This is a genomic window from Spirochaeta dissipatitropha, assembly GCF_054657935.1.
Genome location: NZ_BAAHXT010000004.1, coordinates 158683 through 180234, shown reverse-complemented (window position 1 = coordinate 180234; position 21552 = coordinate 158683). Strand labels below are relative to the sequence as shown.

Genomic DNA, 21552 nt, shown 5'->3' with positions numbered 1-21552 from the left:
TCAGGATTCTGTATAGTCCTTTTTGTGAGCGGTATATACATAGATTTTTTTTCAGACTTACATGAATTAAGCATTGCATCTGTCCCCTACCTCTTCATCCTGGATGTAGAAATGAAGCAGCCCATGCTCTGGACGCTTGATTCGATTGATCCCTCAGACATCCTGTATTCGACCCCCTTAGGATCAAATCTTCCACTGGATTACTCACTTAATACTGTACCAAAGATTGAGATATTCAGAAAAAAAGCCTACCATGAATACCTGAAAGGCTTTTCTGTTATTCATGAAGGTCAATTGTACGGTGAATCCTTTCTTGCCAACCTGACATACCCGGTAGATATTCGCCTGAATACAGATCTCAAACAGGTATTGCTGTATGCCAGGGCACCATACAGGTTCTGGTTGAAGGATCACTTCTGCGTGTTTTCACCTGAGTCCTTTATCCGAATTAGTTCTGAAGGAGAAATTTCGACATATCCAATGAAAGGAACTATTCTCGCGTCGGAACAGGATGCTGAAAACAGCTTGCTGAACAATCCGAAGGAAGCAGCAGAACATCTGACGGTAGTTGATCTCCTGCGTAACGACCTGGGATCAATTGCATCTGAGATTGAAGTACGCAAATATAGATACCTGGAACACATACAAAGTGATTCGGGCGGCATTATTCAGGCAAGTTCAGAAATAATTGCTCAGCTTGGTACGAGCTGGAAAAAGAAACTGGCCCTGGCACTTCAGAGTATGCTGCCAGCCGGATCGATAAGCGGGGCACCGAAAAAACGTACTATGGAACTGATACGCCAGGCTGAAGGTGAAGATCGAGGTTATTATACTGGTATCCTTGGTTTTTTCGACGGGAATGAATTCTGCAGTGCCGTAATGATACGATTTATAGAGCAGAGAGCAGGAGGATTAAGCAGCCAGCCACTTCTTGCCTTTCCACGCTTCAGGGCTGGAGGAGGAATAACCATTTACAGTGATCCCAAAGAAGAATATGCTGAACTACATGCCAAGATCAGAATTCCACATTTCGGCTGATACAGTATTTTTTGAGGCTATCTGTATAATAGAAGGTTCAGCCTGCTATCCAGAGGATCATATTGACCGGATGATACTTGCATTGCGTGCTGCAGGAGACACAAGATTCAGCGCTGAAGAAAAGGCGAAAGCATATTATTCCCGTGCGCTTGAATCCGTTCCTGATTCATCGACTGGCACATGGAAATTGCGTTTCCGTTATACGACTGAGAAATTGATAGATACTGAAATAGTTGAGTACAGCAAAAAAGAAATCACATCCTTCATACTTCGGGATCTGCCCACTCATATTCCCCTGAACGAAATCTATCCACTCAAATTTGAAAACAGGCATTATATACAGAACTGCAGTAAAGGCCTGGAGGCGACAGAGGAAGTCATTCTGGTATATAATGGCTTTATTACAGATGCTGGTTATTCAGCACTTGCCTTCCATCGCGGTGGCAAGTGGTTCACACCTGATACCCCGCTGCTGTACAGCACTTCCAGAAACAGGGAACTCCGTTCCGGAAGGTTAACTGAAGCTAGTATCCGTTGTACGGATCTATTTTTATATGATTCAATCTGCATTCTGAATGCAATGAATCCGTTAGGAACACGGTGTTTTCCTACAAGCACTATACATAATTTACGTGAAGCACAGGAGAGAAGCTGATGATAAACCCCAGAATTCTAAAAGGTTTCAGAGATATGATGCCGAATGATGAACGGCTGAGGCTCCACCTGCAGAGCAAACTCCAGAATGTATTTGAAGGATTCGGCTGCGTTCCGATTGATACACCCATGCTGGAGTACACTGAAGTACTGCTGGGAAAAGGCGGAGGTGAAACGGATAAACAGGTCTACCACTTTATAGATCACGGGGGCAGGGATATTGCACTGCGTTTTGATCTCACAGTTCCCTTTGCCAGATTCATGGCTATGCACCATAACGAACTGCAGTTGCCTTTCAAGAGATATCACATCTCGAAGGTCTTCAGGGGTGAAAATACCCAACGAGGTAGATACCGTGAATTTGTGCAGTGTGATTTTGATATAGTAGGATCTGACTCAGTATCCTCGGATTTTGAAATCCTGAGTATAATGGCAGCCTCTTTCAAGGCCCTGCAGATCGACAGAATCAGTATTAAAGTCTCTCACCGTGGGCTTTTCAACCAACTGCTTGACCGTCTGGAAATCGCCCAACAATCAGTCGAAATTCTGAGACTTGTAGATAAACTCAGAAAAATCGGTCAGGACAAGGTGCTTGAAGGACTGACCACACTCAGTAGCCATTCTGCTGCAGAAGATATCCTTGCATTTATTCAGCCTGCCGGGAACAATGCCCAGACGCTGGAAAATATGACACGTCTCGCAGGCGGTGAAACTGATGCATCCCGACGGCTGGGCCAGGTTATTCAGCTCTGTGAAGACGCTGGTATCGAAGCAGATATCGTAATAGATCCCTCAATCACCAGGGGACTGGATTACTACACTGGAATTGTCTTTGAAACCTTTCTCAGTGAACTCCCTGAGATTGGATCTGTCTGTAGCGGTGGTAGATATAACGATCTTGCTGCACTGTACAGCAAACAGGAACTGCCCGGAGTTGGCGCATCAATAGGTCTGGACAGGTTACTTGCCGGCCTTGATGAACTGAACTCGATCCCTGATCTCGGCCCGCAGACTCATGCATTGATTTTCTGCGTAGATGAAGGCTGTCTACCGGATTATCATCGTCTTGCAGCAGCTCTCAGGGCCCAGGGGCTTAAAATAGAGGTGTATCCCGAGGCCAAAAAACTCCCGAAGCAGTTTTCCTTTGCCGAGAAAAAGAACATTCCCTTCGGTATACTTTTTGGACCTGATGAAAAAACTACAGGAACGGCTAATATAAAGAACCTTGTGAGCCGTGAAAGTATGGAAAATATCCCCTTGCAGGATATTGGCTCACATCTGAAAAATAATACTGAGATAATCAGTGACAAAAGCAGGAAATTATGAGATATCAAGACCTTCCGGTATATGCCCAGCGCAGCAGGATTCTCGATGCGTTGAAAGACAATCAGGTTATTGTAGTTGAAAGCCCGACCGGTTCAGGAAAGACCACCCAGCTTCCAGTGCTGCTCCAGGAAGCAGGATATACAAAGAAAGGAATGGTTGGTGTAACTCAGCCGCGAAGAATCGCTGCAGTATCAGTCTGCGATTTTATCCGTAAGCAGATTAAACCTGAAAATGTTGATTTTGTTGCCTACAAGATGCGGTTCGAAGATCACACTACTCCCGCTACACATCTAAAAATAATGACCGACGGTACTCTGCTACAGGAAATCAAGCATGATACGAGTCTGACTCAGTATTCTGTTATTATTGTGGATGAAGCCCACGAACGCAGCCTGACCATTGATTTTATACTGGGATTGCTGAAGCGAGCCCTGGATAGCAGGCCTGAATTACGGGTGATTATATCATCAGCAACAATCAATGCTGAAATATTTTCCGAGTATTTCAACAAGTGCCCTGTAATACGCATAGATACACCCGTATATCCTGTGCAGGTAATTTATAACCCTCCGCCTTCTGAGCAGGGGTATGAGGGTTTTATAACCAGAATCTCCGACGTTGTGGGAAGAGTAATCGATAACAAACAGGATGGAGACATTCTGGTGTTCTGCAGTGGCGAGAAATTCATCAAGGATACTGTATTGCAGCTTGAACGCATGCCCTACAGGCGGAAACTTCATATTCAGCCGCTTTACGGCCGACTCAGCAAGGAAGAACAGGAATCAGTTTTTCTTCCAGCACCGAAAAACAAGATGAAGATAGTTATCGCTACAAATATTGCTGAAACCAGCGTAACTATAGATGGTATTACGACTGTCATTGACACCGGCCTGGCAAAGACAAACTTTTACAATCCCAAGACATTTACATCTTCGCTCGTTGAGGGTCCTGTATCCCGGGCCTCAGCAAATCAACGCAAAGGGCGGGCAGGGAGAACCCAACCCGGAACCTGTTATCGATTATACTCCAGGGATGATTATGAAAGTCGTCCCTTATACGCCCAGGAAGAAATATATCGCACGGATCTAAGTGAAGTAGTTCTCCGAATGGCTGAAATCGGCATCCGGAATTTTGAAGGGTTTGATTTTATCAGTCCTCCAGGAAGACAGGGAATTATAGGTGCGATCGATACCCTCAAGGATCTCAATGCATTAAATCCCGACAACTCTCTTTCAAAAATCGGCGAAATGATGGCCAAGTTCCCCCTGCTCCCTCGTCATTCACGCATTATAATATCTGCTATGTACGATTATCCGCAGGTAATGGATGAAGTATTGATTGGCACATCATTCCTCACCTGCCCGTCTCCTTTCCTGCTGCCTCCGGGAGAAGAGGTTGCAGCAAGGAAAGCACATCATGGCTTCCGTGACAGCAAGGGTGACTTTGTCTCCTATATTCGTATGTTTCGTTCCTATAAATCTGCCCGCAACCGCAGTGACTTTTGTGAACGTAACTACCTCGACTCCCAGGCGATGGCAGAGATATTCAATGTAAAAAACCAGTTAGGGGAAATTGTGAGCGAACAAGGCGTTCCTCTCCTGAGTGGTGGGCGCATAGAAGACTATTTATGCGCAATGGCTACCGGGTTGATCCAGTTTATCTGTGTACGTTCCGGAAAAGGACAGTATCGAAGCCTCACAACAGATAGAATACAGATACATCCCGGATCAATATTATTCAGGGAAACACCTCGCTTCATTCTGGCAGGTGAAATAGTCAGAACGACCAGAATGTGGGCTCGCTCGGTCTCACCTCTTGAACCCGATATGATTCATACCGTCCGCCCGGAGCTTCTGTCAATGTTGCAGGATGCGGAAAAAGGTAGAAAAACAAAGGCAGACTCCAATCAGTACAGTGTCAAAATCAATAATCATGATTTTCCAGTCAGACAGCAGAAAGGCAGTAAGAACATTGTTGAACTGCCCTGGCCGGAGTTGAAAAACTGTATGCGTAAAGGTGTTTCCAATCTGCCTCAGGAGATCGGCAACAGGAAGGCAGTTGTTATATACGAGGGACATGAATTGTTTTCCCGCGAAAAAATAGCAGTTATACTTTCACATATACGTTTTTTTGATCTGGATAAGGATATTATCAGGAACTGGCCCGGAAGAAAACAATTCACATTGTCAAACGATGATATCTTTACAGAAATCTGCTCCAACCTGCATCTGCTTATGAAACCTGCTGGATTAAAAAAGAAATCAAAAAATCTAGGATTTATAAGTTTAAAAAGCAATGGTACGGGAACCTTCTATTTTAGTGTTCAAAGGTTCTATTTCACGGCCCTCGGAGAGAGTCTGGCTTCTCTGGAAGAGCTGCTTGAAGAGCTTCCTGAACATAAAAATCTGGATGCAGAGCATGCAGTAAATGAAAGTTACAGGCGCCTCATACATATGTACGAGGCCTGAATTAGAACACAAATTACTCAAATGTCCGATAAAAAACTGACTGAGGGGGTGTTCAGCTCAGAACTGCTTCAGCCAGAACCTCTCTCAGTACGGTTTCACTGACTACTTCCTGAAAGGTGTCAGCCTGACCATGCTGAAGAACAAAACGAACCTGCCCGTCACGCTTTTTCTTGTCAGAACGCATTGCGCTTATGAGATCTTCAATCGATTTCCCGTCTGGAAGCTTTATCTTTTCAGGATAACCCAGTTCAATTGCCAATTGATAAACTTCGTCATAATAGGACTGCGGTGTTTTTCCCAGACATAAGCCTGATTTCAGGGCACATAGTATTCCCCACACAACCAGGGTTCCATGAGGAATTGTCCCGAAACCAAGTACAGATTCAGCAGCATGTCCAAAGGTGTGTCCAAGATTCAAAAAGGCTCGTTGACCGGACTCCCGGAAATCAGCCTCCACAATGCTTCCTTTGATCGCCAGGGCTTCTCTGATTATTTCCTCCCAGACATATCTATCTGTTTCCCAGCGTGAGTCATCTCTGCGGTCTGAATCCATTAGCTCCGCGGCATGTTTCCGAAGCTTCTTCCATAAATCCCCACTATCGAGTAATGCAGCCTTGAAAACTTCTCCCATACCGCTTTGCAGCTCGTAATCGGGAAGACTACGTAAAAAATCAACCTCGATAATCAATTCAGAAGCAGGATAAAAGGTGCCAATCATGTTCTTGTAACCACCGAAATTCATTCCTGTTTTTCCGCCGAAGGCAGCATCAACCATAGACAGGAGCGTACTCGGGACCAGTATACAGTTGATTCCCCGCATATAGATTGATGCAGCAAAGGCAGATAAATCACAAAGCACACCGCCACCGACAGCAAGCAGACTACCGTCCCTGGCGACTCCTCTATCTAGCAGTGTCTGTAGAACAAGAGTAACGGTATCCCAGGTTTTATGTTGTTCATCAGCCTGCAAGGTTAGATCCCCTGGAGGAAGTTTTACACCATGCGGGGCTGCGGCCATGACACTGTCGTACACACTCAGATCACAACGGAGTTCAGATAGTCTTGTGGAACCAAAGTGAACAGCAGTCGAGAACTTATCTACGTTCAAAGTCATACATTGACACCAGATTCAGAAACAACCGATGAAACAATATTCCTTATAAATGGATCAGTAATGGAATATATACGGCGATTTCCCTTGATCTCAGAGCTGACAATTCCGTTATCCTTGAGAACAGCAAGGTGTTGTGAAACGACAGGCTGAGCCTGCCCTACACACTCCCACAGCTGACTGACACAGGGTTCACCGGAGTAATATATTGCACATAATAATTTAAGACGAAGAGGATGTCCGCAGACCTTGAGACGCTGTGCTCGCTCGCTTAGATAATCCTCCGGACATGGCTGCGCTACTTGCATATTTCCACTCCAAAATTTTCTTATATAGTTACTTTACAATATAAAAATCAATAATGCAACAGCATATGTTTACCGATAACAATATTAAATGGCTTACTGTATTAGTCTTGACGAATCATCCAAGTCATGAGATGTTAGATGTGTATCGGGAGAGCGAGTGCAAAGGCAAAAGAGAAAAAATAGTCAGAAAAAGAAAAAATTTGGTGAATTTACTCTCATAATAATGCCTGACTCGGAATCGGAGCAGCCATACCAGTTCCGTATCCACATTGCGTCGGTAATTTTCGGGCTGTGCATCTTTGCACTCATGACGGTGGGAACCGCTGTTATGGCAAACAACATGCTCAGAACGCGTAACGATAATGTAGATAGCTCATCAAGTACCGAGGCCAGCCTTGAACTGGTTTCTGCTGAGATCGCTTCACTGATCCGTGCCGCTGAAACATTCAATATTACAATCGACAGGACCATTGCACAGTACGGAAACCCGGCTGCCCAGTCCTCTGCATATACCGGAAGAATGAATGACATTATCCTGTCCGACAATCCCGACGACTTACCTGGTATCGCTGAACAGTTTTATCAGGCTGCCGCCTCACTGGAGAACGTAGAAAGATTATTCACCCTGAACAAGAATCTGCTACGGCATATTCCGAATGCATGGCCCCTCCCCGACGGCAGGGGAATCGTTACCCTGGAATACGGTCCGAATATCCACCCCTTCACGAATCAGGTATACCTGCATAAAGGTTTTGACATAGCGGAACCAAGACCGGGCGCACCGATCCTTGCCCTTGCTGATGGGGTAGTAGAGAAAACCGGGTCTGCCTTCGACTATGGTAATTATATCTGGATCCGTCACCGCTATGGATTCCGGACCATGTATGCCCATCTGGCAAGCATTCGTGTTAATGAGGGAGACAGAGTCAATCAGAGGGATTTAATAGGCACCCTTGGCTCGTCAGGGCTCTCTACGGGGCCACACCTGCACCTTGAACTCTGGATGGAAAATCAGATTCTTGACCCTGCCCAGTTTCTGGCAATTTCGAATGACTTTCCACGACGTATACGCAGATAATCAACCCCAAAAAGAATACTAATTAACTCATTCCATTCGAATTGCTTCTGATTCCCAGAGACTTTTCTGACCGCTTTCCTGACTGCTTATTCCTTGCTGAACCGATTGAGCCCGGAGGAGATACCAGCTCGCCAATTCCCTTTCCGACATTCGATCGTAAATTGCTGCCAGTGCTTGCAGTGAAGAGATCACTCCCATAGAATTTTCCAGCTGTCTGTCCAGCTGCAGCGAAATATCTGCGTGTTTGAGAGCTGTTTCAAAATCATTCTGTAATGAATATACCGATGCCAGCTGAAAATGACTTGAAGCTTTTGCGAGTAAATCCCCCCTGCGCTCTGCTATTTTGATAGCCTCATTCAGTGCTGCAAGCGCTTCGCCATAATTACCGTTCAAGCGCTGCGCAATTCCTCTGCTGTGATACACCATTGCTCTTTCAATCGCTTGAGAATCGAGATCATCCTCCAGACCACTCAATAGCTCCAATGCCTGGGTCCCGTTCCTCTCCTGAAGTGATATTTCTGCAAGAGCCACACGCGCACGCACTTTCTCACCGGATAATGAAGATCTGCCTGCAATATATTCAGCCTGTCTGTATAAACTGGCAGCATCAGGCATATTCCCCGCGGCTTTCTGTACATTTCCCAGACCGATCAAGGCAAGAGCAATTCCTGACTGATGATCGATACTCTGACTGAGAAAAAGTGCGTTTCTATACAGAATCTCAGCCTCCTGAATCCTCTGGTTAAGTAGATTCCTCTCAGCGAGCTGTCTGTAATCCAGCGATTGATTCTTGACTGCATTGCTCTCCTGCGGCAGTTTTGCAGTAGTAGAACATCCTGAAAAGATGATGATCGCTGCAATTACTGTGGTAAGCCAGATTATCCCTGTATTTCTAGAAGTCAGCATTTCTATACCCCGGTTGATGGACTGAAGGTGCTCGCTCAGCCTGTATTCCGCCACGCAAAAGAGGATTATTTCTGACCCCTTCCAATACCTGGCGTGTTTCTTCTATTGCAGCCTGCACCTCTATGAGCATAACTCCAATCTGGGGAGATGTTCTCTGAAGACTCCTGGTCATCTCCTCTACATTTTCGAGTGACGCTTCAACGGCTGAAATACTGCCAAATACACTATCAAAAAGCTGGTTGTCATCATTGAGGAAAGTCGCAATGGATCCTTCAGCACCTACAATTCTTGGTAACAGACCGTCAGGATTCTCGAGTTCGGCTGCGAGAAGCTGGACTGACTCGAGTATCACCTGGGCTGATTGTAGAACAATATCAACAGAAGCCGTCACCGCTGCAATATTCTGAAGGGTATCAGTAACAGGCCCTTCGCCTTCTCCCTTGAGCGAAGCCAGAACAACTACAGACATTTCTTCAACTGAAGCCAGTGTTCTATTCAATGTCTGAACCGTCTCCTGAACACCAGTCAGAATCGGCTCCACCTGGTCAAGAATGGCGGCTATAGGATCAATATCACCGAGAAGCACCACCTGTCCACTTTCCACAAGCTGACGGCCTTCAGGAGAATTAATTCTCGGAATAAAGCTGAAATCTTCAAGAATTTGCTCCCTGTTAATACCCGGGTAAAAGGCAAGTCCGCCCCCAATACCAAGAGGATTGCTTTTAAGTTCAACAACGGATCCCGGATGTACCCTGTCATAATATGTATCGTATATTACGAAGGTCACGTCTACCATGTTGTCATCATTCAGTTGATAGTCGATAACCTTACCGATTTCAAAACCGCTTAGCTGTACGGAGAGATTTCTGGAAATTCCGGCAGCCGTCGGAAATTGAGTATAAAAGGTATAATCTCTGGAAAACCAGCGCTGATTGCCACCAACAATAATCAATGCTGTAATGATGAAGGCAGTGGCGATAATAAAAAAAACACCAACAAATTTATCAGCATGCCGTAATCTGAATTTCACTCCTGCTCTCCTTGCTGGAAGCTGTCAAGAATCTCCTGCTGAATATCGGACCTCTTTGATTCCAGCAGTTCATCCATTGGTCCATGTGCAATTATTCTGCCATCCCGTACCACCATCAGGTTATCACCAAGACTGCGGGCGAGATCCAGTTCATGAGTAACCATCATAACAGTCCTCTTTTGTCTGCGATAGGTCTCCAGCTTTCTGAAGATCGGCATAAAACCGGATCTGTCAACAAATGTTGAAGGTTCATCAAGAAAAAGTAGTTGCGGATCATTCACAACCGCTCGCATAAATGAAAGGACTTTCTGTTTACCGGCCGAAAAAGCTATCGGTCGCTGATCAAGTTTTGCGGTGAAACGAATTTCCCGTGCAAGCCTTTCAATTTTCTCCTTGATCTCTGCATCCTTCAATGAAGGATTGTGAAATCTCAAAGGTAGTGCGAGGTTTTCATATACAGACATATCTGACCACAGAGCAGAGTCCTGAAACATAAAGCCCCAGTCCTTACGCAAATTTTTCATGCGATCTTCACTGATCCTTCCAAGATTTTCATCTCTATACCAGACATCGCCTGTTGCTGGTGGATGTATATATGCTGCTGTTTTCAGGAGCAGTGATTTTCCGGAGCCACTGCCGCCAATAAGAATTGTAACCTTCCCCTCTTCAAAAATCTCGCTCACTGAATGTATCAGTTCCTGTCCACCACCGAATACACAGATATTTTCAAGTCTCAGCATTATCCTATCCTTACCATGTAGGAGAGAATGGTTATTATTCCATTAGCCAATATACACAAAACAATGGAATTTCCTATTGATTTTATTGTTTTCTGAGGGACTTCGGTAATTGCCCGCTCAACCTGGAATCCATAGTATGTGGATACAGTACCGATAATTATTCCAAAAGCCAGAGATTTCAGAATAGGTGCAAGAAGATCCCAGGCGGCCATCTGATTCGTAAGATTATACAGGTACTCATCAAGAGGAAGATCCTGGAAGAGACGCACCACAGAATACGACCCGATCAGTCCGAAAATATTGAAATAGATATTCAAACCAAGGATAGAAAGAGTTACACCAATTACCCTTGGTACAGCAATATACGAAATCGGGTTGATTCCTACGGCTACATAGGCTTCCACCTCATGAGAGACAACCATATTTCCAAGCTGTGTGGAGATCGCACTTCCGGATCGAGCTGCTACAATAAAAGCTGTCAGCAATGGTCCAAGCTCACGGGTAATAATCAGTATAAGAAGTGTATACATTACATCCTGGGCACCAAACTGGGGTAGAAGTGAAACCCCCTGAATGATAATTATTGCACCAATGAGCAGTGAGATCATGGCAATTGTTGCCAATGCTTCAATCCCGGTAAAGTAAACCTGAAGAATGAGCACCTTAAGACTTATATTTCTCTGTCGCCAGAATCCGAGCAGTTCACGGATAACCGATCCAAAGTACCCCATTGGGTACAGATAATCCCGGACTACCTTGCTGCGCCTAAGCCTCATGCCCATTCTCACAGACAAGGTGGGTTTCACCGCATTCATCACATTGCTGCATCTCATGATGTTCAAGAAAAGTCTGGAGATGCGCCATCTGATGCGCAGTCAGTGTGCCTGTTCCATGGCAGAATGGACACTCGTTCCCCAGATGCAGCAACACAGCCTGCCGGATAAACTCTGAACGATTGGGCACACTTCTGAGCTTCTCGGCCAGTCCTGAATCAACCTTGAAAGTAATTATCTCTTCTTTTCGAGTCTCCATATGACTAAAGAATAATCTTCTGTCTGAGCTGAGTCAATGACTCAATCAATTGTATGAACCTTGAAACTGTAACGGATATCAATATCTTCTTTCAGACTCGCACCAACTGAACAGTATTTAGTAACTGAAAGCTCAACCGCACGAGCTGCTTTCTTTTCATCAATATTTCCGTACAGATCAAAATGCAGACTTATATCCGAAAATGGACTTGGCACGGAGTTGTCATTTCGTCTTCCTTCGACCGAGTACTTGATATCGCGAAGATCAGCACGCTGCTTTTTCAGTATACTGACAAGATCCATAGCCGCGCAGCTACCTAAGGCTGACAGCAGTGCTTCCATCGGACGCATACCGGAAGCGGTACCTCCGATTTTTTCAGAACCATCTATATCTATACTTTGTCCATCTATATTCCTCGCCCGAAAATGGACAGCCATATTCACACGTTCAACATCGATCCTCATTAATTAACCTCATCAAAATTTCTTATTCCATATCCATCTATCATCCGGTAGGGGTACAGATCTGGAGCCCGGCTGACAGTATCCAGTCTGGTAATATCATCACGCTTGAGCTGCAGGTCAACCGATGATAGGTTATCCTGCAGCTGCTCAGCAGTCCTTGCGCCAATGATGATGGAATCGACCTGAGGCCTGGAGAGCAGCCACGCCAGTGCGACCTGTGATGTGGTGGATCGGTACAGCTCGGCAAGTTTGTTGACCTCATTAAGAATCCGCCAGTTCTGTTCAGTAGCACGTCTATTCCATGCTTCCTCCTGGGTACTCGAAGCCGCTGCGAGTCTTCCTTGAGACGGCTGCTTGTTCTCGGAATATTTACCGGATAAAAACCCTCCTCCAAGAGGACCCCAGGGAACAATTCCCAGGCCTTCACTTTCACAGAAACCTGGCACCTCGTATTCAATATCCCTGACAACCAGGCTGTATTGATACTGAGCTGCAATAAGAGGTATGCCGATTGCAGATGCCCCTGCCTGTATTTTCATAGCCTGCCATGAACGGAAGTTACTTATACCGAAATAACGGACCTTACCCTGTTGGATAAGATCATCCATTGTGCGCAAGGTTTCATCTATCGGGGTTACTGGATCCCACATATGCAGATATTCGATGTCGAGATAATCAGTATTCAATCGCCTGAGACTGTTCTCTACCGAAGAAATCATGTGCTTCCTGGACAAGCCAGCCGCATTTGGATCCCTTGTATCAGTTGGAAAACGGACCTTACTGGCCATTACAAGACGATCACGATTCTTACCGCTGATTGCTTTTCCAATAATCTCTTCTGATCGCCCGCCTGCATACACATCAGCTGTATCAATAAAATTGCCGCCTGCATCAAGAAAACGATGTATCATCTGATCTGCTTCAGCGACTGGTGTTCCCCGGTTTCCTGTCTCTCCAAATACCATAGTTCCGAGACATACCCTCGATACTATCAATCCGCTTCTGCCTAATTGTGTGTACTTCATAGTAAAAATCTAATGCACTTGGAGCATTCCTACAATACGATGGCTAATAAATAATCAGAAGAAACAACACTACGATGTACCGATAGCTGGCCGGTATCTGATTACAATCATTGTATCGGGAGGAATGGATATAATGTCAGTCGTATTACCGTGGAGCCGTAACGAGGTGTTACCCTGCTGATCCCGGGATGTATCCAGAACGATTTCTGGCCTATCATCATGAAGTTTTCTCAACCTGCATTCTATTCGGTCTCTGGAAGCATTCATAAAAAACTCAAAGCTGCAGTCAGGCTCAGGCTCGCCGCGGATTGTCAGATATCTGTTCCCGGCTTCTCCGTTTATATAGCACCTGAGGAATCTGTCCTCCTGCTGATGCCAGTCTTCTTCCTGCATTTCTGTCCCTTCGGGACGTAGCCAGCAGATGTCCTCCGCTGCTGCACCGGGTATCTTCTGTCCCAGAAAAAACCTTGAACGGCGCAGAACTATATGATCTTTTCGTAGTTTGATAAGAGCTGATGTAAAATCCAGGAATGACATTGCCCTGGAATCGATATTCCCCCATGGAAACCAGCTGATTTCATTGTCCTGACAATATGGATTATTGTTTCCACCCTGTGTTCTGACGATTTCGTCACCAGCTGTGATCATCGGCACACCTTGAGAAAGAAGCAGGGTCGCCATCATATTCCGCATGTGACGGAATCGTGCATCCAGAATTTCCTCATCATCAACCGGTCCGTCTACACCATGATTCCAGCTGAAATTATGATCGTGACCGTCTTTTCCACCCTCGAGATTTGCATCATTCAGCTTCCTGTTATAAGTAACCACGTCGTACAGTGTAAAACCATCATGGGCGCTAATGAAATTAATACTGGCCCATGGTCTTCTTCCCCGTTTGTCGAAAATATCTGATGAACCAGTAATTCTGGATGCAAGCTGAGGAACCTGAGCTGAATCCCCTTTCCAGAAACGTCGCACAGTATCTCTGAAACTGTCATTCCATTCCGCCCAACCAGGAGGAAAATTACCGAGCTGATATCCATCTGGTCCGGTATCCCATGGTTCTGCAATAAGTTTACAGCTGGATAAGACCGGATCCTGTGCGACTGCATCCAGGAATCCCGAATCCTGATCGTAGATTCCACCTTCTCTTGCAAGAGTGGTAGCAAGGTCAAAACGGAAGCCGTCAACCTTCATTTCCTGTACCCAATAGCGGAGTGAGTCCGTCACCATCCTCAGAACCATTGAGTGACGAAGTTCCAGGGCATTCCCCGTACCGGTAAAATCATTATAATATCTTGGATTATCATGCATAAGGTAGTAATAGGACGCATTGTCTATTCCACGGAAAGACAGAGTCGGACCAAGGTGGTTCCCTTCAGCTGTGTGATTGAATACGACATCCAGGATCACTTCAAGATCGGCATCATGCATTAGCTGGACGAATGTCTTGAACTCATCAATCAAACCAGTATGCAGGTAATCAGCATGAAGGGAAAAGAATCCTATGGAATTATAACCCCAATAATTAGACAATCCCCGATCCACCAGATGCCGATCCTGAATAAAGGTATGAACAGGAAGCAGTTCAACAGCCGTGACCCCCAGTTTCCGGATGCGCGATATAATCGAGGGGTGACTGAGACCGGCAAAAGTCCCCCTGAGACCATCAGGAACATCAGGGTGCAGCATTGTGAAACCACGCGGATGAAGTTCGTATATTATGCTTCGGTCCCAGGGAGTGCCTGAAAAATAATCCTCACGCCAGGTAAAAGATGGATCGATAACCTTACATTTGGGCATGTATCGAGAGTTATCCTGTTTGTTGAATGAAAGGTCTGCTCTGGCATGTCCGGGGATATATCCGAAATGTGAATCATGCCATTTCAGACTGCCGCTGTATCCTTTTGCATAAGGATCAAGCAGAAGCTTGTGATGATTGAATCTATGACCCTTTGAAGGATCATATGGACCATACACCCGATAACCGTACAGCTGTCCGGCGCGGACATCCGGGAGATAACAATGCCAGATTTCATGTGAATATTCAGGCATTACAATTCGGGCAATCTCACGTTTTCCGGTTTCAGAGAATAGACAAAGCTCTACTTTTTCAGCATGTGCCGAAAAAATTGCAAAATTTGTACCGGATCCATCCCAGCTTGCGCCGAGCGGATAAGGTTTACCTGGCCAGACTCGAAATTGTTGAATGCTCATACATAGTATATTGTAGCGTATCAGTGCACTGAATACAAAGAAACAAGCTGTGCAATCGCCCACTGAACGGCAGACTCTGTCCGGAGGATTCTGGATCCGAAATGTGCCGTCCTGAACCCGTGCTCCGAGAAAAGAGAAAGTTCACTGTCACTCCAGCCTCTTTCAGGCCCTACGGCGATCCGTAAAAGCTGTGTCTGTTCTGATTTCTGCTTAATATCAATATGCCGTAAACCAGCAGCCTTATCATTCTCAGGGTGAAGCAGAATATTGACCGGGTTGGAATCAGAGCAACTGTCAGTAATATTCTTCAGATACTGTTTAACGCTCCAATGACGCTCAAGCTGTGGCAGGACAGTTCCACCGGCCTGCTCCGCCCCTAAAATCAGGAGCTCTCTCAGATCTTTCGGCTCACTCCAGAAACTGCTCTTCATATATGATTTTTCGGTAAGATCTGTACAAAGTACAGAAATCCTGCAAAACCCTGCAGTTACTGCATCCTTGAGAATGCGGCGGAGTACTATCGGTCTGGGATGTCCAAGTATAAGTTCAACTGGATAGAGAGAGTCAGCTTCTTCTTCAAGATAAAATGAACCCAGAAGTATTCCTTCTGAATCGATAGATTCAACTACAGCATGGCCACGGAGCCCATTAATGATGCCTACCTCGACACTTTCTCCAGGCTGAACACGCAATATTTTCAATAAATGGCTGGCTCGTCGGTCATGAGAAGGAAGAAAAACCTGATCACTGATCAGCTCTGCAGGATCAAAAAGAGCTCTGTTCATAAAGAAATCAGAAGTCAGACAGGTATCTGGCTACCTTGTCCACGGAGACTCTTTCAACCCCAAGGAGTTTCTGAATGAGATACCCATCAATTGAAGCCATAAGGATGCTCGCAAGTATTTCATGGTCATCCCGTTGTGGACTTATTCTCTTTAATCCCTCACTGATCATCTGAACCCAGCGCGGATATTCCTGGCGGAATCTATCCCTCAAAGGCGGGTGGTGTGCTATCGCTTCCTGAATCAGATAAAGATGAGTAATACCTTTGGCTGTAGACTTTAAAATAATATCATACATAACACGCAGAACCAGTTCCGGGGTAATATCCTCACTGCTGCGTTCAATCCAGGCAAACAACTTGTTGGTTAAACGGTCAAGATGACGTTCACTGATGTCAAAAATCAGATCCCCTTTGTTGGGATAATAATAGTAAAGTGTTCCCTTGCTGATGCCGGTCTCACGTGCAATATCTGCGAGACTTGTATCAGCAACGCCTTTTTCAACAATCAGCCGGGAAGCTGTTGTTATTATACGCTCTTTGTTCCTTTCTGAACTGGCACGTTTTTTGGCCATTGCCTTACCCTTTCTTCCTGTCTGCTCCATTGCACAACCACAGATAAATTCGGTTGCCGACCGATACAGATTATCCGAAGAAGGCTGATCTGTCAATGATACAGATCAGCCAAGTCCGGGCAATAGAAAGATATAGGCTATTCTAAGCCTTGAGACCTCGATCAATATCGGCGATGATATCATCGATATGTTCGATGCCAATGGAAAGGCGGACCATCTCCGGCGGAATTCCGGCAGATCTTTGCTGGTCCTCATTCAATTGAGAATGAGTTGTACTGGCAGGATGAATGGCAAGGCTTTTTGCATCACCGACATTGGCTACATGACTGAAAAGCTGAAGACCGTTAATAAACCTTGCTCCGGCAGCTGCCCCGCCCTTGGCACCGAACACAATCATGCCGCCGAAACCGCCGTTGAAATATTTCGAAGCATTTGCATAAGAAGGATCAGAGGGCAGTCCTGGATAACGTACCCAGCTGACCTGAGGATGCTGTTCAAGATATTGAGCAACTGCAAGTGCATTACTGCTATGTCGTTCCATGCGCAATGCCAGTGTTTCTATACCCTGTAAAAAAGCCCAGGCGTTGTCAGCTGCAATTGCTGCACCAAGATTTCTAAGTGGCACTACCCTCATCCGGAGAATGTAGGCCAGTGGAGAAAAGTCTCCAAGATCATGTGCAAAACGAATATTGTTATAACTCGGTTCAGGATCATTCAGTGTCGGGAATTTTGCTGTCTTCCAGTTAAACCGGCCACTGTCAGTGACTATTCCGCCTACTGCAACTCCATGGCCACCAATCCATTTCGTCAGAGAATTAACTACAATATCAGCACCATGCTCGATTGCACGAAATAGTGCTGGGGTGGTGAAAGTTGCATCGACGATCAATGGGAGTCCATGCGAATGAGCAACTTCAGCGATAGCCTCAAAGTCGGGAACGCTCAGAGTCGGATTACCAATCGATTCTACAAACACAGCTCTTGTTTTGTCGTTGATCTGTGCTGCTATGGCCTGAGGATCAAGTGGATCAGCAAATCTGGTCGTTATTCCATAGTCAGGCAGAATATCATTGAACATGGTAAACGTACCACCGTAGAGATGGTTACTGGATACAATCTCGGTTCCGGAGGTTGCAATATTGATAATTGCATAAAATATGGCACTCGTACCCGAAGCCAACGCTAATGAGGCGGCCCCGCCTTCAAGTGCAGTCATGCGCTGTTCAAGAACATCCTGGGTGGGGTTCTGGATTCGACTGTAAATGTAGCCAAGTTCCTTCAGTCCAAACAGATTCGCAGCATGTTCTGCATCACGGAAATTATAGGCAACGGTCCTCGAAACGGGTACTGCCCGACTCGGATTTTCAGAATTTCGGCTCTGTCCCTCGTGCAGCGCCAGAGTCTCAAGTCTGTAGCTTGAATTCGACATATATCATCTCCTTATAATCAGTTACTTCTTCATTCCTCAAATATCTTTAATTCGTTCTACTCATCAAAAAGCCAGGTACTCAGATAGCGTTCACCTGTATCACAGACAAAGGTAACAATACGCTTTCCTGCATTTTCAGGCCGTTTCGATATCTGTTCAGCAGCCCACAGATTTGCTCCGGTACTGATTCCGCCAAGCAGCCCTTCAGTACGGGCCAGTTTACGGGTAGCATCTGTAGCATCTTCATTTGAAACCTGGATAATCTCATCAATAAGATCTGTTCTTAATATTTCCGGAATAAAGCCTGCGCCCAAACCCTGGATTCTATGCGGTCCTGAAGCGCCTCCGGACAGTACAGCAGAGTTTCTGGGTTCTACAGCGACAACATGAAGTTCAGGATTCAATTCTTTAAGTCGTTCTGATACTCCACTGATACTACCCCCGGTACCAACACCCGCAATGAAAATATCTACTCTTCCTTCACAATCCTTCCATATTTCTTCTGCTGTAGTTCGCCTGTGAGTGTCCGGATTCGCAGGATTTGAAAACTGACCGGGTAGCCACGCATCGGGATTGCTTTCTGCAATTTCTCTGGCTTTGTTTACTGCACCATTCATCCCTTCAGGACCAGGCGTTAAAATAAGCTCAGCCCCGAGTGCCTTCAGAAGCCGGCGTCGTTCTATACTCATGGTTTCCGGCATGGTGAGTAGAACCTTATACCCCTTTACGGCACCTACGAAAGCAAGAGCAACGCCGGTATTACCACTGGTTGCTTCCACGATTGTCCCACCAGGCGTGAGATCTCCACTCTTTTCAGCAGCTTCAATCATTCCTAATCCGATTCTGTCCTTCACACTGGAGGTAGGATTGTATTGTTCGAGTTTTACAATAATCTCGGTCTGCAGAGGTTCGCCGTATCGCTGCAGCCTAAGCATAGGTGTATTACCAACCAGCTCTGTCATGGAATTATACATTGCCATTCAATCCTCCTGCAGCAGTTATAGAAACTCACTGTCAAACTTATGTAATCTTATTGACTTACTTGAATATTAAGAAGTTTCAATAAAAAAATCAAGTATGATGATAGTGTTTCACAGGAATTCATGAACAGACTGCATTTATCATCAGTCAATCATCTGTTATTCATCTATAATCGTAAGCTCTACCCTGCGATTGAGCCGCCTGCCATCTTCGGTACTGTTATCAGCTATCGGTCTGTCAGCTCCATATCCCTGATATATCAACTGATCCGCATCCCTTACACCGAGCTGAATCAGATACCGTCCAACTGCAGCTGCCCGCTCTTCCGACAGACGCTGGCGTCCTTCTTCGGTTCCAGCCAGGGCTGTATGACCACTTACCAGGACATCAAAATCAGGGTAACGCTTCAGGATTTCTGCTATATACCCAAGCTTCTGCTGTTCACTGGATAATAGCCTGGCTGAATCAGGGGGAAACTGAATGTCCGACAAACTGATTGTTACTCCCCGCTCATCAGATCCTACCCTGGCATCTGTCAACTGCAGTGAATCAAGATCACTCTGAATATCTGCAATTACCTGCTCACGATCAAGGATTCCCGATTCTATTACCCTGGCATCGGCCTCACCGGCAAATCTGAAGACCGATGCGTTGTTCATTCGAATCTCGAGGTCATACTCTTCTTCATAGTAGGCAGGACGACCTTTCTCATTATCAAAATAGAGCAGCTGACTGCTGTAGCCGCTTACTACTGAAGGATAAATTTCCTGTGTTCTACGTGGGGATCTGTAGAAAACAGTATAATTGATTTCTATGAGATCGAGCTCTTTTCCTTCAAACATGGTTTTTCCCCTGTATCGATAATTCACCTGCACAGGAAACTCGTATGGCTCAGGTATTCCGAAGGGATTCCGGAAATCATGGACCTCATATCCTTCATGATTCCAGGTTTGACCAGGGACTAAAGCATGTTCAGGCCAGACGGGAACGTCACGCACCACAGGAACAAAAAAGCCGGGTTCTATTTCGTACCTTCCGCGTGTATCTCTCCAGAATTCAGAGTGGTATCTGCCGCGTTGATGATACACTCCGGGTGCGAAATCAACCATTTCTCCGGATTCATAATCAACTTCAATAAAGCCTCGTCGCCCCACAGCTGAATCTTCTGTTTTCTTTACATTTATTTGAATTCTGTTAAGAATTTCTGCTGAATGTGAGAATCTGCCATCGACATAAATATTTTGTTTGACGGTGCTGAGAATGCGATATCGGTCTCCTTCACGATACTGGTAGGCTAATACGACTCCCTCATCAGGCATCTCAGTGCTGTTCAGTAGCACTGGAACTACAAGACAGTACAAGGCAGGAACGAGAAGTAATCCGCGAAATACTGATTTCATGTATTGTTTCATAGTTAAATAGTCGGCAAAACAGTACTTTGCCTTGACAAAGGCCTACTGCAGAATTAGATTGAAACTACAGTCTGCAGGATGGTAGCAGAGGAACTGCAATTTTTGTTTTATTGCAGTTCTGGAATGCGTGTTTACCTTAGCGGGAGACAACGAGCTGAAATGGGATGACTGCGCTTTTCATGTGTATCAGGCGCGGACCAAGAAATAGTATAACCTGGTATTATATGTATAAGCATGTCAGTTACGGTGGCCGTTCGGCAGCCGCATTTCTCCCTCCAAAAAAGTGAGCGCATTTTAAATTTTGATGCGGCCTGCAGACAAGTTTGTGCTTGACTTGAGGAGATAAGACCATGGCACGTGAACTCCCTTCACAGGAAACTGAGTTGCTGGTCGGAAAAATTGCTGAACTGATGCAGAGACTTCAGTATCAGGAAGACCCGGAAGAAATGGATCTGCTGCGCAGATTATTCAAGAAGAACGTCCCGATTTTTCGCCGTTCATATTTCAGCGCCCTGCTGCTTCGAGAACTTGCAAAGAGTCAGGGAATACGTATTGCAGGCCCCGGTAAGCCCGGAAAAAGCGAACGTAAAACCAGGGTTAAAACAGAAAAACAGCCGAAGCCTGAAAAACCCAAACGTCAGCGACCTGAAAAGAAATCAGCTGACAAAACCGAGACTTTTGACACTCCAGCTTCGACAATACCTACAGATGAGGAAGATCCCAACACAATCTTTATAAGCATCGGAAAAAACCGACGCGTATTTCCAAGAGATCTTATTGGTCTCATGGCAAGTATTGATGGTGTTGATCCAGAAAAGATCGGTGATATCCGGATACTGGATAACTATTCTTTCGTAAGTGTTGAATCTTCAATTGCGCCGCTGATAATTACTGCGCTTCATAGCCATGATTACCGGGGACGAAAGCTGACTGTCAACTTCGCCCGTAAGAAAAACTAGGGACAGGCAGCAGCC

21 protein-coding genes are annotated in these 21552 nt (G+C 45.5%); 6 read left to right on the top strand and 15 right to left on the bottom strand.

Annotated elements, in window-relative coordinates:
• Positions 1–24: 24 nt before the first annotated feature.
• The 4 genes from ACYQ2L_RS06290 to ACYQ2L_RS06275 are packed head-to-tail and all read left to right on the top strand — an operon-like array spanning position 25 to position 5486.
• Complete coding sequence (locus ACYQ2L_RS06290; protein ID WP_460052800.1) at positions 25–1038, top strand: aminodeoxychorismate synthase component I; 1014 nt, start codon at positions 25–27, stop codon at positions 1036–1038.
• A complete protein-coding gene (locus ACYQ2L_RS06285; RefSeq protein ID WP_460052797.1) occupies positions 1007–1693 on the top strand; it encodes an aminotransferase class IV in 687 nt (228 codons plus the stop codon). The genes ACYQ2L_RS06290 and ACYQ2L_RS06285 overlap by 32 nt, the downstream gene beginning before the upstream one ends.
• Positions 1693–3018: a histidine--tRNA ligase gene (hisS, locus tag ACYQ2L_RS06280; protein ID WP_460052792.1), complete on the top strand. Its 1326-nt coding sequence runs from the start codon at positions 1693–1695 to the stop codon at positions 3016–3018. Before ACYQ2L_RS06285 ends, hisS begins: the two co-directional genes overlap by 1 nt.
• Positions 3015–5486, top strand: coding sequence for a helicase-related protein (locus ACYQ2L_RS06275; RefSeq protein WP_460052789.1), 2472 nt, complete (start codon positions 3015–3017; stop codon positions 5484–5486). Before hisS ends, ACYQ2L_RS06275 begins: the two co-directional genes overlap by 4 nt.
• A gap of 52 nt (positions 5487–5538) precedes the next feature.
• On the opposite strand, the gene ACYQ2L_RS06270 is transcribed toward ACYQ2L_RS06275, so the two are convergent.
• Positions 5539–6600, bottom strand: a complete 1062-nt coding sequence (locus tag ACYQ2L_RS06270) for a 3-dehydroquinate synthase (RefSeq protein ID WP_460052786.1) — start codon at positions 6598–6600, stop codon at positions 5539–5541.
• Positions 6597–6905 carry an ArsR/SmtB family transcription factor gene (locus ACYQ2L_RS06265; RefSeq protein ID WP_460052782.1) on the bottom strand — a complete coding sequence of 103 codons (309 nt, stop codon included), beginning with the start codon at positions 6903–6905 and terminating at the stop codon, positions 6597–6599. The genes ACYQ2L_RS06270 and ACYQ2L_RS06265 overlap by 4 nt, the downstream gene beginning before the upstream one ends.
• A gap of 223 nt (positions 6906–7128) precedes the next feature.
• Between ACYQ2L_RS06265 and ACYQ2L_RS06260 the strand changes: the two genes are divergently transcribed.
• Positions 7129–7983: a M23 family metallopeptidase gene (locus ACYQ2L_RS06260; RefSeq protein ID WP_460052775.1), complete on the top strand. Its 855-nt coding sequence runs from the start codon at positions 7129–7131 to the stop codon at positions 7981–7983.
• Positions 7984–8010: 27 nt separating this feature from the next.
• Here the strand turns inward: ACYQ2L_RS06260 and ACYQ2L_RS06255 are convergent, their stop codons facing one another.
• From ACYQ2L_RS06255 to ACYQ2L_RS06195, 13 genes are all read right to left on the bottom strand, one after another.
• Positions 8011–8889, bottom strand: a complete 879-nt coding sequence (locus ACYQ2L_RS06255; protein ID WP_460052767.1) for a tetratricopeptide repeat protein — start codon at positions 8887–8889, stop codon at positions 8011–8013.
• Positions 8876–9919, bottom strand: a complete 1044-nt coding sequence (locus tag ACYQ2L_RS06250; RefSeq protein ID WP_460052760.1) for an MlaD family protein — start codon at positions 9917–9919, stop codon at positions 8876–8878. Before ACYQ2L_RS06250 ends, ACYQ2L_RS06255 begins: the two co-directional genes overlap by 14 nt.
• Entirely contained in the window at positions 9916–10659 is a 744-nt protein-coding gene (locus tag ACYQ2L_RS06245; protein WP_460052754.1) for an ABC transporter ATP-binding protein, read from the bottom strand. Before ACYQ2L_RS06245 ends, ACYQ2L_RS06250 begins: the two co-directional genes overlap by 4 nt.
• Entirely contained in the window at positions 10659–11435 is a 777-nt protein-coding gene (locus tag ACYQ2L_RS06240) for an ABC transporter permease (protein WP_460052750.1), read from the bottom strand. The genes ACYQ2L_RS06245 and ACYQ2L_RS06240 overlap by 1 nt, the downstream gene beginning before the upstream one ends.
• On the bottom strand, positions 11425–11691 hold the full coding sequence (locus ACYQ2L_RS06235) for a ribbon-helix-helix domain-containing protein (protein ID WP_460052746.1): 267 nt from the start codon (positions 11689–11691) through the stop codon (positions 11425–11427). Before ACYQ2L_RS06235 ends, ACYQ2L_RS06240 begins: the two co-directional genes overlap by 11 nt.
• A gap of 41 nt (positions 11692–11732) precedes the next feature.
• Positions 11733–12155 carry an OsmC family protein gene (locus ACYQ2L_RS06230; protein ID WP_460052741.1) on the bottom strand — a complete coding sequence of 141 codons (423 nt, stop codon included), beginning with the start codon at positions 12153–12155 and terminating at the stop codon, positions 11733–11735.
• A complete protein-coding gene (locus ACYQ2L_RS06225) occupies positions 12155–13180 on the bottom strand; it encodes an aldo/keto reductase (protein ID WP_460052737.1) in 1026 nt (341 codons plus the stop codon). Before ACYQ2L_RS06225 ends, ACYQ2L_RS06230 begins: the two co-directional genes overlap by 1 nt.
• Positions 13181–13249: 69 nt before the next feature.
• A complete protein-coding gene (glgX, locus tag ACYQ2L_RS06220; RefSeq protein WP_460052733.1) occupies positions 13250–15400 on the bottom strand; it encodes a glycogen debranching protein GlgX in 2151 nt (716 codons plus the stop codon).
• A 20-nt stretch (positions 15401–15420) separates the two neighbouring features.
• Positions 15421–16185 carry a 16S rRNA (uracil(1498)-N(3))-methyltransferase gene (locus tag ACYQ2L_RS06215; RefSeq protein ID WP_460052728.1) on the bottom strand — a complete coding sequence of 255 codons (765 nt, stop codon included), beginning with the start codon at positions 16183–16185 and terminating at the stop codon, positions 15421–15423.
• A 7-nt stretch (positions 16186–16192) separates the two neighbouring features.
• Positions 16193–16756 carry a TetR/AcrR family transcriptional regulator gene (locus ACYQ2L_RS06210; protein WP_460052725.1) on the bottom strand — a complete coding sequence of 188 codons (564 nt, stop codon included), beginning with the start codon at positions 16754–16756 and terminating at the stop codon, positions 16193–16195.
• 142 nt (positions 16757–16898) lie between these two features.
• Positions 16899–18185, bottom strand: a complete 1287-nt coding sequence (locus ACYQ2L_RS06205; RefSeq protein ID WP_460052720.1) for an O-acetylhomoserine aminocarboxypropyltransferase/cysteine synthase family protein — start codon at positions 18183–18185, stop codon at positions 16899–16901.
• Between the two features lie 56 nt (positions 18186–18241).
• The gene (gene cysK, locus ACYQ2L_RS06200; protein ID WP_460052715.1) at positions 18242–19165 is read right to left on the bottom strand and encodes a cysteine synthase A; all 924 of its coding nucleotides are present in this window, start codon (positions 19163–19165) and stop codon (positions 18242–18244) included.
• Positions 19166–19324: 159 nt separating this feature from the next.
• The gene (locus ACYQ2L_RS06195) at positions 19325–20566 is read right to left on the bottom strand and encodes an OmpA family protein (RefSeq protein WP_460052711.1); all 1242 of its coding nucleotides are present in this window, start codon (positions 20564–20566) and stop codon (positions 19325–19327) included.
• Positions 20567–20928: 362 nt separating this feature from the next.
• Here ACYQ2L_RS06195 and ACYQ2L_RS06190 point away from each other — a divergent pair, with 362 nt between their 5' ends.
• Positions 20929–21537 (top strand): DbpA RNA binding domain-containing protein, encoded by a 609-nt coding sequence (locus ACYQ2L_RS06190; protein ID WP_460052708.1) that lies wholly within the window; start codon positions 20929–20931, stop codon positions 21535–21537.
• Positions 21538–21552 lie beyond the last annotated feature (15 nt).

Excerpts from the sequence above, each read along its gene's own strand:
- ACYQ2L_RS06215 (WP_460052728.1), bottom strand. The coding sequence starts at position 16,185 with ATGAACAGAGCTCTTTTTGATCCTGCAGAGCTGATCAGTGATCAGGTT.
- ACYQ2L_RS06255 (WP_460052767.1), bottom strand. The coding sequence starts at position 8,889 with ATGCTGACTTCTAGAAATACAGGGATAATCTGGCTTACCACAGTAATT.
- ACYQ2L_RS06260 (WP_460052775.1), top strand. The coding sequence starts at position 7,129 with ATGCCTGACTCGGAATCGGAGCAGCCATACCAGTTCCGTATCCACATT.
- ACYQ2L_RS06235 (WP_460052746.1), bottom strand. The coding sequence starts at position 11,691 with ATGGAGACTCGAAAAGAAGAGATAATTACTTTCAAGGTTGATTCAGGA.
- ACYQ2L_RS06265 (WP_460052782.1), bottom strand. The coding sequence starts at position 6,905 with ATGCAAGTAGCGCAGCCATGTCCGGAGGATTATCTAAGCGAGCGAGCA.
- cysK (WP_460052715.1), bottom strand. The coding sequence starts at position 19,165 with ATGGCAATGTATAATTCCATGACAGAGCTGGTTGGTAATACACCTATG.
- ACYQ2L_RS06205 (WP_460052720.1), bottom strand. The coding sequence starts at position 18,185 with ATGTCGAATTCAAGCTACAGACTTGAGACTCTGGCGCTGCACGAGGGA.
- ACYQ2L_RS06240 (WP_460052750.1), bottom strand. The coding sequence starts at position 11,435 with ATGAGGCTTAGGCGCAGCAAGGTAGTCCGGGATTATCTGTACCCAATG.
- hisS (WP_460052792.1), top strand. The coding sequence starts at position 1,693 with ATGATAAACCCCAGAATTCTAAAAGGTTTCAGAGATATGATGCCGAAT.
- ACYQ2L_RS06225 (WP_460052737.1), bottom strand. The coding sequence starts at position 13,180 with ATGAAGTACACACAATTAGGCAGAAGCGGATTGATAGTATCGAGGGTA.
- glgX (WP_460052733.1), bottom strand. The coding sequence starts at position 15,400 with ATGAGCATTCAACAATTTCGAGTCTGGCCAGGTAAACCTTATCCGCTC.
- ACYQ2L_RS06195 (WP_460052711.1), bottom strand. The coding sequence starts at position 20,566 with ATGAAATCAGTATTTCGCGGATTACTTCTCGTTCCTGCCTTGTACTGT.
- ACYQ2L_RS06230 (WP_460052741.1), bottom strand. The coding sequence starts at position 12,155 with ATGAGGATCGATGTTGAACGTGTGAATATGGCTGTCCATTTTCGGGCG.
- ACYQ2L_RS06190 (WP_460052708.1), top strand. The coding sequence starts at position 20,929 with ATGGCACGTGAACTCCCTTCACAGGAAACTGAGTTGCTGGTCGGAAAA.
- ACYQ2L_RS06275 (WP_460052789.1), top strand. The coding sequence starts at position 3,015 with ATGAGATATCAAGACCTTCCGGTATATGCCCAGCGCAGCAGGATTCTC.
- ACYQ2L_RS06210 (WP_460052725.1), bottom strand. The coding sequence starts at position 16,756 with ATGGCCAAAAAACGTGCCAGTTCAGAAAGGAACAAAGAGCGTATAATA.
- ACYQ2L_RS06285 (WP_460052797.1), top strand. The coding sequence starts at position 1,007 with ATGCCAAGATCAGAATTCCACATTTCGGCTGATACAGTATTTTTTGAG.
- ACYQ2L_RS06270 (WP_460052786.1), bottom strand. The coding sequence starts at position 6,600 with ATGACTTTGAACGTAGATAAGTTCTCGACTGCTGTTCACTTTGGTTCC.
- ACYQ2L_RS06245 (WP_460052754.1), bottom strand. The coding sequence starts at position 10,659 with ATGCTGAGACTTGAAAATATCTGTGTATTCGGTGGTGGACAGGAACTG.